The organism is Streptomyces sp. NPDC005485, assembly GCF_040606085.1.
Classification (GTDB): Bacteria; Actinomycetota; Actinomycetes; order Streptomycetales; family Streptomycetaceae; genus Streptomyces.
In genome coordinates this window covers 17729-30411 of sequence record NZ_JBEXDZ010000062.1, presented here as the reverse complement: position 1 = coordinate 30411, position 12683 = coordinate 17729, and the positions used below count along the sequence as shown (strand labels likewise).

General features: G+C 71.5%; 12 protein-coding genes. 10 read left to right on the top strand and 2 right to left on the bottom strand.

Going from position 1 to position 12683, the window contains the following annotated elements; all coding sequences use genetic code 11:
* The first annotated feature begins 69 nt into the window (after nt 1-69).
* Nucleotides 70-1002 (top strand): methionyl-tRNA formyltransferase, encoded by a 933-nt coding sequence (gene fmt / locus ABZS97_RS21735; RefSeq protein ID WP_356139937.1) that lies wholly within the window; start codon nt 70-72, stop codon nt 1000-1002.
* A 134-nt stretch (nt 1003-1136) separates the two neighbouring features.
* Nucleotides 1137-2585 (top strand): transcription antitermination factor NusB, encoded by a 1449-nt coding sequence (locus ABZS97_RS21730; protein ID WP_356139936.1) that lies wholly within the window; start codon nt 1137-1139, stop codon nt 2583-2585.
* Here the strand turns inward: ABZS97_RS21730 and ABZS97_RS21725 are convergent.
* Nucleotides 2566-4731: an MMPL family transporter gene (locus tag ABZS97_RS21725; RefSeq protein ID WP_356139935.1), complete on the bottom strand. Its 2166-nt coding sequence runs from the start codon at nt 4729-4731 to the stop codon at nt 2566-2568. The genes ABZS97_RS21730 and ABZS97_RS21725 overlap by 20 nt on opposite strands.
* 145 nt (nt 4732-4876) lie before the next feature.
* Here ABZS97_RS21725 and rpe point away from each other — a divergent pair, with 145 nt between their 5' ends.
* The 8 genes from rpe (at nt 4877) to ABZS97_RS21685 (ending at nt 11738) form a co-directional block, all read left to right on the top strand.
* Nucleotides 4877-5563: a ribulose-phosphate 3-epimerase gene (gene rpe, locus ABZS97_RS21720; RefSeq protein ID WP_356139934.1), complete on the top strand. Its 687-nt coding sequence runs from the start codon at nt 4877-4879 to the stop codon at nt 5561-5563.
* Between the two features lie 78 nt (nt 5564-5641).
* On the top strand, nt 5642-6688 hold the full coding sequence (locus ABZS97_RS21715) for a sugar-binding domain-containing protein (protein ID WP_356139933.1): 1047 nt from the start codon (nt 5642-5644) through the stop codon (nt 6686-6688).
* Nucleotides 6689-6728: 40 nt separating this feature from the next.
* Nucleotides 6729-7145, top strand: coding sequence for a ribonuclease domain-containing protein (locus ABZS97_RS21710; RefSeq protein ID WP_356139932.1), 417 nt, complete (start codon nt 6729-6731; stop codon nt 7143-7145).
* A complete protein-coding gene (locus ABZS97_RS21705; protein ID WP_356139931.1) occupies nt 7142-7474 on the top strand; it encodes a barstar family protein in 333 nt (110 codons plus the stop codon). The genes ABZS97_RS21710 and ABZS97_RS21705 overlap by 4 nt, the downstream gene beginning before the upstream one ends.
* Before the next feature lie 127 nt (nt 7475-7601).
* Entirely contained in the window at nt 7602-9044 is a 1443-nt protein-coding gene (locus tag ABZS97_RS21700) for a GuaB1 family IMP dehydrogenase-related protein (RefSeq protein ID WP_356139930.1), read from the top strand.
* Nucleotides 9045-9157: 113 nt separating this feature from the next.
* A complete protein-coding gene (locus ABZS97_RS21695; protein ID WP_356139929.1) occupies nt 9158-9553 on the top strand; it encodes a hypothetical protein in 396 nt (131 codons plus the stop codon).
* 234 nt (nt 9554-9787) lie between these two features.
* Nucleotides 9788-11275, top strand: a complete 1488-nt coding sequence (locus ABZS97_RS21690) for an amino acid permease (protein WP_356139928.1) — start codon at nt 9788-9790, stop codon at nt 11273-11275.
* Nucleotides 11276-11285: 10 nt separating this feature from the next.
* A complete protein-coding gene (locus ABZS97_RS21685; protein ID WP_356139927.1) occupies nt 11286-11738 on the top strand; it encodes an Lrp/AsnC family transcriptional regulator in 453 nt (150 codons plus the stop codon).
* A gap of 49 nt (nt 11739-11787) precedes the next feature.
* On the opposite strand, the gene ABZS97_RS21680 is transcribed toward ABZS97_RS21685, so the two are convergent.
* Entirely contained in the window at nt 11788-12528 is a 741-nt protein-coding gene (locus ABZS97_RS21680) for a GntR family transcriptional regulator (RefSeq protein WP_356139926.1), read from the bottom strand.
* Nucleotides 12529-12683: the final 155 nt, after the last annotated feature.

The window sequence follows — 12683 nt, the reverse complement described above, 5'->3', positions numbered from 1 at the left end:
GGGGTGCTGCCCGTCGCTCTTACGCGCAGGGCGTGTCACGATTCCCGCCCGAGAGGCCAGTCGACGCCCATGAAGCTTGTCTTCGCAGGTACCCCCGAGGTTGCCGTTCCCGCTCTGGACGCCCTGATCGCCTCCGGGCGCCACGAGGTGGCCGCCGTGGTCACCCGGCCCGATGCGCCCGCCGGGCGGGGGCGGCGGCTGGTGGCGAGCCCGGTGGCCGAGCGGGCGGCGGAGGCCGGGATCGAGGTGCTGAAGCCCGTGAAGCCGCGGGACGAGGAGTTCCTCGCGCGGCTTCGGGAGATCGCGCCGGACTGCTGCCCCGTTGTCGCCTACGGTGCCTTGCTGCCCCGGGTCGCCCTCGACATCCCCGCCCACGGGTGGGTCAATCTGCACTTCTCGCTGCTGCCCGCCTGGCGTGGCGCCGCCCCCGTGCAGCACTCGATCATGGCGGGGGACGAGATCACTGGGGCCTCCACCTTCCTCATCGAGGAGGGTCTCGACTCCGGGCCCGTCTACGGGACGGTCACCGAGGAGATCCGGCCGACCGACACCAGCGGCGATCTGCTCACCCGGCTCGCGTTCGCCGGGTCCGGTCTGCTGGCCGCGACGATGGACGGGATCGAGGACGGGAGCCTCAAGGCCGTGCCGCAGCCCGCCGACGGCATCAGCCTCGCGCCGAAGATCTCCGTCGAGGACGCCCACGTCGACTGGTCCGCCCCGGCGCTGCGCGTGGACCGCGTCGTGCGCGGCTGCACACCGGCGCCCGGCGCCTGGACCCTCTTCCGCGGTGAGCGGCTCAAGCTGATCCACGTCGTGGCGGTGCAGGACCGCACGGACCTCGCCCCGGGCGAGCTGTCCGTCGGCAAGAACAACGTGTACGTCGGGACCGGGTCGCACGCCGTGGAGCTGCTGTGGGTGCAGGCCCAGGGCAAGAAGCCGATGCGCGCCGCCGACTGGGCCCGCGGCGTCCGCATCGCCCCCGGTGACGTGGTCGGCACCTGACGAGAGGCGGAACGCGCGGCTGAGTACGGGGCGGTGGCGGTACCCGCGCAGCGGTCGGTACCGAGAGGTGGTCGCCGGGCCCACACGCCGTACGCTGGACGCACACGTCATCCCGGATCCGGAGCACCTTTTTCGTGAGCGAGCAGTCCCGTCCGGCGCGCAAGCCCGGCAAGCCCTACCGCCGTCCCCAGAAGGACCCGGTCCGCTTCCTCGCCTTCGAGGCGCTGCGGGCCGTGGACGAGCGGGACGCGTACGCGAACCTCGTCCTGCCCCCGCTGCTGCGGAAGGCGCGCGAGAAGCGCCAGAAGGAGGGGCAGAAGTTCGACACACGGGACGCGGCGCTCGCGACCGAGCTGGTGTACGGGACGCTGCGCCGCCAGGGCACCTACGACGCCGTCATCAAAGCGTGCATCGACCGGCCGCTGCGTGAGGTCGACCCGCCCGTGCTGGACGTGCTCAGCCTCGGCGTGCACCAGCTGCTGGGCACCCGCATCCCCTCGCACGCCGCCGTGTCCGCGTCCGTGGAGCTGGCCCGGGTCGTGCTGGGCGACGGGCGGGCCAAGTTCGTCAACGCTGTGCTGCGGAAGGTCGCGCAGCAGGATCTCGACGCCTGGATCGAGCAGGTCGCGCCGCCGTACGAGGACGATCCCGAGGACCACCTCTCCGTGGTGCACTCGCATCCGCGCTGGGTCGTCTCGGCGCTCTGGGACTCCCTCGGGGGCGGGCGTGCGGGGATCGAGGACCTCCTCGAAGCGGACAACGAGCGGCCCGAGGTGACGCTCGTCGCCCGGCCCGGCCGCTCCACCGCCGGTGAACTCCTGGACGTGCTGGGCGAGGAGGCGTCGCTGCCGGGCCGCTGGTCGCCGTACGCCGTGCGGCTGAGCGAGGGCGGTGAGCCCGGCGCCATCGAGGCCGTACGCGAAGGCCGTGCCGGTGTGCAGGACGAGGGCAGCCAGCTCGTCGCGATCGCGCTCGCCAACGCTCCGCTCGACGGGCCCGACAAGGCGTGGCTGGACGGCTGCGCGGGACCCGGCGGCAAGGCGGCCATGCTGGCGGGGCTCGCCGCCGAGCGCGGCGCGGTGCTGCTGGCCTCCGAGAAGCAGCCCCACCGGGCCGGTCTGGTGGCCAAGGCGCTCGCCGGGAACCCCGGGCCCTACCAGGTGATCGCGGCCGACGGCACCCGTCCGCCGTGGCGGCCCGGCACCTTCGACCGTGTCCTCATGGACGTGCCCTGCACGGGCCTGGGCGCGCTGCGCCGCCGCCCCGAGGCCCGCTGGCGTCGCCGTCCCGAGGACCTGGACGGCTTCGCGCCGCTCCAGCGCGACCTGCTGCGCACGGCGCTCGACTCCGTACGGGTCGGCGGCGTCGTCGGGTACGCGACGTGCTCGCCGCACCTCGCCGAGACCCGCGCGGTCGTCGACGACGTCCTCAAGCACTACGACGGCGGCAGCGCCGAACTGATCGACGCCCGCCCGCTCATGCCGGGCGTACCGGCCCTGGGCGAGGGCCCCGACGTACAGCTGTGGCCGCATCTGCACGGGACGGACGCGATGTATCTCGCCCTCATCCGCCGGACGGCTTGACCCGCTCGTCACGGGCCCCGGCGGAGCTCGCGGGCTTCCCGCCGTCCTCGTGTGCCAGCCGGTGCGGCCACCACACCTTCGGGCCCACGTCGAGGAAGAGCGAGGTGACGAGGACCGAGCGGACGATGAAGGTGTCCAGCAGGACGCCGAGGGCGACCGCGAAGCCGATCTCCGCGAAGCCCACCATCGGGAGGGTGCCGAGGGCGGCGAAGGTGCCCGCGAGCACCAGGCCCGCGGAGGTGATCACCGCGCCGGTCGCGGCCAGGCCCGTCACGACGCCCGCACGGGTGCCCTGGCGGCCCGCCTCCTCATGGATCCGGGTGGTCAGGAAGATGTTGTAGTCGATGCCCAGTGCCACCAGGAACACGAAGACGAACAGCGGGAAGGCGACGTCCTCGCCCGCGTAGTCGAAGACGTGACGGAAGGCGAGGGCGCTCAGGCCCAGCGCGGTGGCCAGGGAGAGCATGACCGTCCCGATCAGCAACAGGGGAGCCACCAGGGCGCGCAGCAGGATGCCCAGGACGAGGAAGACCACCGCGAGGACGAGCGGGATGACCAGCAGGTTGTCGTGGGTCTGGGCGTTCTCCATGTCCAGCAGGGCCGCCGTCCCACCGCCCACCCGCGCGTCGGCATCGGGTACGGCGTGCGCGGCGTCGCGGACCCGCTCGACGGTCGCCTTCGCGGCGTCGCTGTCGGCAGGGTCGCGCATGGTCGCCTCGAACAGCACCTGGCCGTTGTGCTCGGGTGCGGTGCCGGGTGGCACGCCGATGCTCGTCGGTACGACGCCGCGGTCCGCCGCGACCGCGCGGCCCACCTGTTCGCCCTGCGCCCTGTTCGCCACGATCACCAGCGGATCGCCGCTGCCCGCCGGGAAATAGCGTGCGGAGACCTCCTGCCCGACGATCGAGTCCGGCCTGCCGGTGAACGCGTCCGCGTTGGCGATGCCCGCGGCGCGGAGCTGCAGGAGGCCGAGGGACAGCAGCCCCAGCGCCAGCGCGGTGGCGACCCAGACGACCCGGGGGCGGCGCGCGAAACGCCGGCCCATGCGCGCCCACACGCCCCGCTCGGTCGGGTCGGAGGTGCCGAGGTGCGGGATGGCCGGCCAGAAGATCCAGCGGCCGCAGACCAGCAGCAGGGCGGGGAAGAGCGTGAGCATGGCGAGCAGGGCGATCGCCACGCCGATCGCGGCGACCGGGCCCAGGCCTCGCGTCGAGTTCATCTCGGCGACCAGGAGCACCAGCATGCTCAGCACGACGGTGGCTCCCGAGGCGAGCACGGCGGGCCCGGCCCGGTTCAGAGCGAGCGCCATCGCCTCGTGCCGGTCCTCGTGGCGGCGCAGCTCCTCCCGGTAGCGGGCGACCAGCAGCAGCGCGTAGTCGGTGCCCGCGCCGAAGACGAGCACGGTGAGGATGCCCGCGCTCTGCCCGTTGACCGTCAGGCCCGCGTGTTTCGCCAGGAGATAGATCAGTGCCTGGGCGGTGAACAGTGCGGCGACCACGCCGAGCAGTGGGACGAAGATCAGGGTCGGGCTGCGGAAGGTGAACAGCAGCATCACGATGACGACGGTCATCGCGGAGAACAGGAGCGTGGTGTCGATGCCCTCGAAGGCCTTGGAGAAGTCGGCGGACGTACCGCCGGGACCGGTGATGTGCACGGCGAGCCCGCCGCCGCCCTTGCCGACCTGGTCGCGGATGGAGTCGACCGCGGGCGCGATGCGCTGCCAGCCCTGCGCGTCCATCGTGATGGGCACGTAGATCTGCGCCGCGCGCGGCGCCACCTTGCGGTCGTAGACCGGGCCGCGGGTCTCCGCGCCGCGGATGCCGTGGTCGTGCAGCGCCTTGACCTGCTGGACGTCCTGGGCGATCTGCTGCCGGTCCTTGGTCGTCAGCCCGTCGGCGCGCGCGTACACGACGACCGCGGGGATCTGTTCGGGCCGGAACTCGTTGGAGATGTCGAGGACTTGGGTGGATTCAGCGGAGCCCGGCAGCCAGGACTGCGCGTCGTTGTCCTGCGCGTCGTTCAGCTTCATGCCGAGCGGTGCCGCGACGACGAGCACCACCAGCCACAGGATCACGATCAGCCACTTGGAACGCCGTCCGCACACAAACCGGATGGCTGCCTGCTTCCAGGCATCAAGCCGCCTCATGGCCACCCCCGTAGTCGTCCCTGCCTCTTACGCGGAGCCGGTGGGCGGCCCAGCATGGCATGCGGACCCCGTGGACAACATCCGCAGAACGGCCTAGGTCCGGACCGGGGCGGGCAACCGGCCCCGGGCATGGCAGGCTTGGGTCATGGCCGTGCAGATCAACCCCAGTATCCTGTCCGCCGACTTCGCCCGCCTCGCCGAGGAGGCGAAGGCGGTCGAGGGAGCCGACTGGCTCCACGTAGACGTCATGGACAACCATTTCGTCCCGAACCTCACCCTCGGTGTGCCGGTCGTAGAGTCCCTGGCGCGTGCGACGGACACACCGCTGGACTGTCATCTGATGATCGAGGACGCCGATCGGTGGGCGCCCCAGTACGTAGAAGCGGGGGCCGGTTCCGTCACCTTCCATGCCGAGGCGGCCGCCGCGCCGGTGCGGCTCGCCCGGGAGATCCGGGCCAAGGGTGCCCGGGCCTCGATGGCGCTGAAGCCGGCGACCCCGATCGAGCCGTACGAGGATCTGCTGCCCGAGCTCGACATGCTGCTGATCATGACGGTCGAGCCCGGTTTTGGCGGCCAGTCGTTTCTTGACATCATGCTCCCGAAGATCCGCCGCACCCGCGAGTTGATCAGCAAGCACGGCCTTGAGCTGTGGCTTCAGGTCGACGGCGGGGTCTCGGCCGCGACCATCGAGCGGTGCGCGGAGGCGGGAGCCGATGTCTTCGTCGCCGGGTCGGCCGTGTACGGCGCCTCGGACCCCGCTCAGGCGGTCCGTGCGCTGCGCGAGCAGGCCGCCGCGGTGACCACCAAGGCGGCATGGGCGTGCGACCACTGAACCAAGGGAACGTGAACGCCGCCCATCAGGGCTGATCAAGTCCGCCGCATCTGCAAGGATGAACGGCGTATCCAGAGTGTGAACAGCAGTGAGGAGAGCGCCGTGTCGGGTTTGTCGGCGGGCCGGTCAGCCATGCGGATGGGACCCGCTGAGCTGGTGCAGGCGGCGGCCATGGCCCGCCGCTTCTACCTTGAGGGCAAGTCCAAGATCCAGATCGCCGAGGAGTTCGGCGTCAGCCGCTTCAAGGTGGCCCGGGTCCTGGAGACCGCTCTTGAACGGGATCTCGTCAGGATCGAGATCCGAGTCCCGGCCGAGCTGGACGCAGAGCGTTCCGACGCGCTGCGCGCCCGCTACGGCCTCAGGCATGCCGTCGTGGTCGAGTCCCCGGCCGACGCCGAGGAGACCTCTCCCGACCCGGAGAACCTCGGCGAGGTCGCCGCGGACCTGCTCGGCGAGCTGGTCAACGAGGGCGATGTGCTCGGACTCGCCTGGGGCCGCTCCACCATTCACATGGCGGCGGCCCTCGACCGGCTGCCCCCGTGCACGGTGGTGCAGCTGACGGGTGTGTACGACGCGGGGACCGCGGAGCGCGGCTCCGTCGAGGCCGTACGCCGGGCCGCCCAGGTGTCCGGCGGTGACGCGCACCCCATCTACGCGCCGATGCTGCTGCCCGACGCGGCCACCGCGGCCGCGCTGCGCAACCAGACGGGCATCGCCCGCGCCTTCGAGTACTTCGACAAGGTGACGGTCGCCTGCGTCTCCATCGGCTCCTGGGAGCCCGGCATCTCGACGGTGCACGACATGCTCAGTGACGAGGAGCGCGCGCACTACGCCTCGCTCGGTGTCGCCGCGGAGATGTCCGCGCACCTCTTCGACACCGAGGGCCGCCGGGTCGGGCGGGACCTGGGCGAGCGGTGCATCACGGTCGAGGCCGACCGGCTGCGCCGTATCCCCGAGGTCGTCGCGATCGCGGGCGGACAGCGCAAGGCCGCCGCCATCGACGCGGTGCTCCGCTCCGGGCTGGTCACCAGCCTGGTGACGGACACCTCGGCCGCGGACTACCTGATGACGGCGGGACCGACGCCGCGTCCGGCGCTCAACCGGGCGGACCCGGACGGGCCCTGACAGCGGGCTTCACGGGGGCGGGCATGACAGCATCGGCGACATGGTGCTGCGGTCCGTTCCCCGTGTGCTCGCGGGGTTGCTGGTATGTCTCGCCGTCCTGCTGACCGGGTGTTCCTCGTCGACGGACGCCGCCACCGGTTCCTCCTCTTCCGCCTCGGCGCCCGCCGGGGTCCCGGACGGCATGGGAATCGTCGCGGCGTCCGCGCTTCCGGCCGAGGCCCGGCAGACGCTCGCCCTCATCGACCAGGGCGGGCCCTTCCCGTACGCCAGGGACGGCGTCGTCTTCGGGAACTTCGAGCGGGAACTGCCCAGCCACCAGCGCGGCTACTACCACGAGTACACGGTGCGGACGCCCGGCTCGCGGGACCGGGGAGCCCGGCGCATTGTCACCGGGCAGGGCGGTGAGATCTACTACACCGATGATCACTACAAGTCGTTCAGGGCGGTACTGAGATGACGGACGACGGGGCGGACCGGCACGTGGTCACGCTCGACCTCGACGGAGTCGCGGACAAGGCGGACTTCATGGAGCGCTGTGCGCGGGCGCTCGGGCTGCCGGAGTGGTTCGGGCGGAACTGGGACGCGCTCGCCGACAGCCTCGCCGACCCCGGGGTCTGGCCCGCGGTTGCCGCGGAGCGGGAGCTGCTCGTGGTCGTCACCGGGTGGCAGGGCTATGCGAAGGCGCGGCCCGACGAGTGGAAGGTCGCGCGGGAGGTGTTCTCCGAGGCCGCGGACCGCACGGCGCCGCTGACCGTGGCGCTGGCTCTTGGAGGATCCCACCAGTAGTCACCTGACCAGCCTGGATGATCCGGGAGGGCATCGCATTCCAGCCGACATGGGACAATGAAGTACGTGCTCTTCCCCCTGGCTGACCTGTCCGGGGGTCACCTCGAACGACTGGGATGTGCAGCACGTGCGTTTCCTCAATGACATCCAGCCCCCGTACGACCTGACGTACGACGACGTCTTCATGGTCCCGAGCCGCAGCGCGGTTGGCTCCCGTCAGGGCGTGGACCTCTCCTCCCCGGACGGCACGGGCACCACGATCCCGCTGGTCGTCGCCAACATGACCGCCATCGCGGGCCGCCGGATGGCCGAGACCCTCGCCCGCCGCGGCGGCCTCGTGGTCATCCCGCAGGACATCCCGATCGAGGTCGTCACCGAGGTCATCTCCTGGGTCAAGGGACGCCATCTGGTGCTCGACACCCCGATCGTCCTCGCCCCTCACCAGACCGTCGCCGACGCGCTGGCCCTGCTGCCGAAGCGGGCGCACAACGCGGGCGTCGTCGTCGACGAGGACGGCCGCCCGGTCGGCGTGGTCACCGACGCCGACCTCACCGGCGTGGACCGCTTCACGCAGCTGTTCGAGGTCATGTCCCGCGACCTGCTGCTCCTCGACGCGGACATCGACCCGCGCGACGCCTTCAACAGGCTCGACGGCGCCAACCGCCGCTACGCGCCCGCCGTGGACGCGGACGGCAAGCTCGCCGGGATCCTCACCCGCAAGGGCGCCCTGCGCGCCACGCTGTACACCCCCGCCACGGACGCCGACGGCAAGCTGCGCATCGCGGCCGCCGTGGGCATCAACGGCGATGTCGCGGGCAAGGCCAAGCAGCTGCTCGACGCGGGCGTCGACACGCTCGTGATCGACACCGCGCACGGCCACCAGGAGTCGATGATCAGCGCGATCCGGACGGTGCGGGCGCTCGACCCGCAGGTTCCGATCGTCGCGGGCAACATCGTCGCCGCCGAGGGCGTACGCGATCTGATCGAGGCGGGCGCCGACATCATCAAGGTCGGTGTCGGTCCCGGTGCCATGTGCACCACCCGCATGATGACCGGCGTCGGCCGGCCGCAGTTCTCGGCCGTGCTGGAGTGCGCCGCCGAGGCCAGGAAGTACGGCAAGCACGTCTGGGCGGACGGCGGCGTCCGCCACCCGCGCGACGTCGCGATGGCGCTCGCCGCGGGTGCGTCCAACGTCATGGTCGGCTCCTGGTTCGCGGGGACGTACGAGTCGCCGGGCGACCTCCAGCAGGACGCGGGCGGTCGCCTCTACAAGGAGTCGTTCGGCATGGCGTCGGCCCGCGCGGTCAAGAACCGCACCAGCGACGAGTCGTCCTACGACCGCGCCCGCAAGGCCCTGTTCGAGGAGGGCATCTCCACCTCCCGCATGTTCCTCGACCCGGCCCGCCCGGGCGTCGAGGACCTGATCGACTCGATCATCGCGGGCGTCCGTTCCTCGTGCACCTACGCGGGCGCCAACTCCCTGGAGGAGTTCGCCGAGAACGCGATCGTCGGCATCCAGAGCGCGGCGGGGTACGCCGAGGGCAAGCCGCTGCACGCCAGCTGGAACTGACGCGCCTCCTTCTCGCGTACGGCCCCTGCGGTGCGACCGCGGGGGCTGTCGCACATCCGGTCATGCCGTCAGGTCCCCTTTACGTCAAGGGGACCTGACGGCATGTTGGAAGGATGACGACACCGGAGAGCATCGAGCCGCAGTACACCCTGCTGACCGCCGTGGCCCGCCTCGACGAACTGCGCGTACGGGAGTCGCTCGCCGGGGCCGGGAGCGACGCCGAGGCGCTCGACCGCACCGGGCTCCTCGAACTCCTCGCGCTGAGCGAGGTCGTGGCCCGCAAGGCGGCGTACGGCCGTCAGCTCACCATCCGCGCGGCCCGCGAGGCCGGCGCCTCCTGGTCCCAGATCGGCGCCGCCCTCGGCACCAGCAAGCAGGCGGCCTGGGAGGCCCACACCCGCTGGATCGACACGCAGGCGGCGGTCCACGGGCAGCCCGGTCGGATGGGGTTCGACGAGGCGGATGTGGCGCAGGCGCGGGCGGTGGCCGGAAGCCCGGACGAGGGCTGAGCGGGGCGGGCGGGCAGGGGTGAAGGCGCCGCGCAACGAACATCCGCCGGAATGCGATGAACGCAACGATCTTGCGGAGATGCGCAAGGTTGCTGCATTACGCCCGTGAAGGCATCGCTCATAGGGTCGAGCGCTGTACGTGGTGTGGCGGGGACCCCGCTCGGTGGGTCTCCGTTGCCAGGGGGCGCTGCCGGTCCCCGTCTCCCTGACCGGCAGCGATGAAGGAGCCGATGCGTGCTCGACCAAGGCGCACCCCCGCAGTCCCGCAGTCATCCCGCCCCACCGTCCCCGGGCGTCGGTACGCGTCTCATGCGACGCAAGCCCGTGGAACGCCTGGTCGCCGAGGGTGGCCAGGGCGAGGGAGGCACCCTGCGGCGCTCTCTCGGCCTGTGGCAGCTGACGATGATCAGCATCGGTGCCACCCTCGGCACCGGGATCTTCGTCGTCCTCGGAGAGGCCGTCCCCAAGGCCGGACCCGCGGTCACCCTGTCCTTCGTGATCGCCGGACTCACGGCGCTCTTCTCGGCCCTGTCCTACGCCGAACTGGCGGGCACCATCCCGGTCGCCGGGTCCTCGTACTCGTATGCGTACGCAACGCTCGGCGAGCTGATCGCGTGGATCTGCGGCTGGTGTCTCGTCCTGGAGTACGGCGTGTCCGTCGCCGCCGTCGCGGTCGGCTGGGGCGAGTACCTCAACGAACTGCTCGACGGCACGATCGGCGTCACCATCCCGGACGCGCTGTCCGCGCCGCCCGGTGACGGGGGCATCTTCAACCTGCCCGCGCTCATCGTGGTGCTGCTCGCCATGGCGTTCCTGCTGGGCGGCGCGAAGGAGTCCGCGCGCGCCAACACGATCATGGTGCTCGTGAAGATCGCCGCGCTGGTGCTGTTCTGCGCGATCGGCATCCAGGGCTTCCGCTCCGGCAACTACGAGCACTTCATGCCGCTCGGCATGGCGGGCGTCAGCGCCGCCGGTGCCACGCTGTTCTTCTCCTACATCGGCTTCGACGCCGCCTCCACGGCCGGTGAGGAGGCCAAGAACGCGCAGCGCGACCTGCCGCGCGCGATCATGCTCTCGCTGGTCATCGTGACCGCGCTCTACGTCGTCGTCGCGGCCGTCGCCGTCGGCGCGAAGCCCTGGCGGCGCTTCAACGACTCCGAGGCCGCGCTCGCCGGGATCATGAAGGACGTCACCGGCCAGACCTTCTGGGGCACGCTGCTCGCCGCCTGCGCCGTCATCGCCATCGCCAGTGTCGTCCTGACCGTGCTCTACGGCCAGACCCGCATCCTCTTCGCCATGGCCCGCGACGGACTCGTGCCCAAGGTGTTCGCGCGGGTCCACCCGAAGACGGGTGCACCGCGCGCCAACACCGTCATCGTGTCGCTGTTCTGCGGGGTGCTCGCGGCCGCCGTCCCGCTGGGCCAACTGGCCGACGCCACCAGCATCGGCACGCTCTTCGCCTTCGCGCTCGTCAACGTCGCCGTCGTGGTGCTGCGCCGGACCCGCCCGGACATGCGGCGCACCTTCCGGGTGCCGCTGTCGCCGGTGCTGCCCGCGATCGGCTTCGCGCTGTGCGTGTGGATGATGGGCAGCCTCTCGGCCATCACCTGGGAGGTCTTTGGAGTCTGGATGGCCGTCGGGCTCGTGTTCTACTTCAGTTACGGCTACCGGCGGTCCCGGATGGCCGCCCCCGACAGCACCGCAGTACCCGCACAGAAGTGAACCACCCACCTTGCTGAACGATCTCGACGAACGCATCGTGCACGCCCTCGCCGAGGACGCCCGACGCTCCTATGCCGACATCGGGCACCTCGTCGGCCTGTCCGCGCCCGCCGTGAAGCGGCGCGTGGACCGGCTGCGGGCCACCGGCGCCATCACCGGTTTCACCGTCCGGGTGGACCCCGCGGCGCTCGGCTGGGAGACCGAGGGGTTCGTCGAGATCTACTGCCGGCGCAACACCTCGCCGGAGACCATCCAGCGGGGCCTGGAGCGCTACCAGGAAGTCGTGGCCGCCTCCACCGTCACAGGGGAGGCGGACGCGGTCGTCCAGGTCTTCGCCTCGGACATGCGCCACTTCGAGCGGGTCCTGGAGCGGATCGCCGGGGAGCCGTTCGTGGAGCGGACGAAGTCCGTGCTGGTCCTTTCGCCGCTGCTGCGACGGTTCTCCGCGGGCTCGCCGACCTAGTACGCCGACCTGGTGCGTCTGCGTAGTACCTCGACGTACTACGCCCGCCTCATTCGGCTGTCTTCCGCGCCAGCGCGTTGTTCTCTATCGAGTTGTGCACGCTGAAGCTCACGGCGTCCGAGCGGTAGCGGTCGTCCGACCACTCCACCGGGCGCCCTTCGCGTGTCGTGGTGACCCGGCGGACCCGCAACAGCGGGCTGCTGCGGCGCACCCCGAGCAGCTCGGCGTCCCGGGCGCCCGCCGCCACCGCGTCGATGACATGCTCGCCGTACGCGAAGACCAGGCCCTCGTCCTCGAACAGCCGCTGCGTCACCGAGGGGCACTCCGGCTCGATGCGCTCGACGGCGGGGGAGATCCAGTCCGCGTACACGGTCCGCTCCAGCAGTACCGGCTCCCCGTCGAGGCCCCGCACGCGCAGCACGTGCAGCACCCGTGTGCCCGCCGCCAGCTGAAGGCGCACACAGTCCTCCGAGGTCGCCGGCCGGTACTCCGAGACGACCACCTGCCCCGTCGCCTCGCGCCCCATCGCGCGCGCCCACTGCGCGAAGCTGCGCAGCTCGGCGAAGCTCTGGCTGCGGCGGCTGGCCAGCACCACCCGGCGGGCGCCCTGCCGCGACCCGATGAGCCCCTCGGCGGTCAGTGCCGCGACCGCCTGTCGGACCGTGCCGCGCGAGACGCCGTAGTCGGCCGCGAGCTCCGTCTCGGCCGGCAGCAGATCGCCGACCGTGTACTCCTCGCGGTCGATCGCCCGCCGCAGCTCGTCGGCGATCTCCTCGTGTCGCGCCGGCATGCTTCCCCTCTGATTCGGTCTCTGTGCACAGCGTGATCAGCCTAATCGAGATCGGAGCGCGATCCGGGCACCCCGGGATTGTGCAGGGAATAGGGGCTCAGGGTTTCGCCAGAGTTTACGAACAGGACACCAGCGGAGGGCGTACTGAGGCCAAC

Excerpts from the sequence above, each read along its gene's own strand:
- fmt (WP_356139937.1), top strand. The coding sequence starts at position 70 with ATGAAGCTTGTCTTCGCAGGTACCCCCGAGGTTGCCGTTCCCGCTCTG.
- ABZS97_RS21725 (WP_356139935.1), bottom strand. The coding sequence starts at position 4,731 with ATGAGGCGGCTTGATGCCTGGAAGCAGGCAGCCATCCGGTTTGTGTGC.
- rpe (WP_356139934.1), top strand. The coding sequence starts at position 4,877 with ATGGCCGTGCAGATCAACCCCAGTATCCTGTCCGCCGACTTCGCCCGC.
- ABZS97_RS21710 (WP_356139932.1), top strand. The coding sequence starts at position 6,729 with ATGGTGCTGCGGTCCGTTCCCCGTGTGCTCGCGGGGTTGCTGGTATGT.
- ABZS97_RS21705 (WP_356139931.1), top strand. The coding sequence starts at position 7,142 with ATGACGGACGACGGGGCGGACCGGCACGTGGTCACGCTCGACCTCGAC.
- ABZS97_RS21695 (WP_356139929.1), top strand. The coding sequence starts at position 9,158 with ATGACGACACCGGAGAGCATCGAGCCGCAGTACACCCTGCTGACCGCC.
- ABZS97_RS21680 (WP_356139926.1), bottom strand. The coding sequence starts at position 12,528 with ATGCCGGCGCGACACGAGGAGATCGCCGACGAGCTGCGGCGGGCGATC.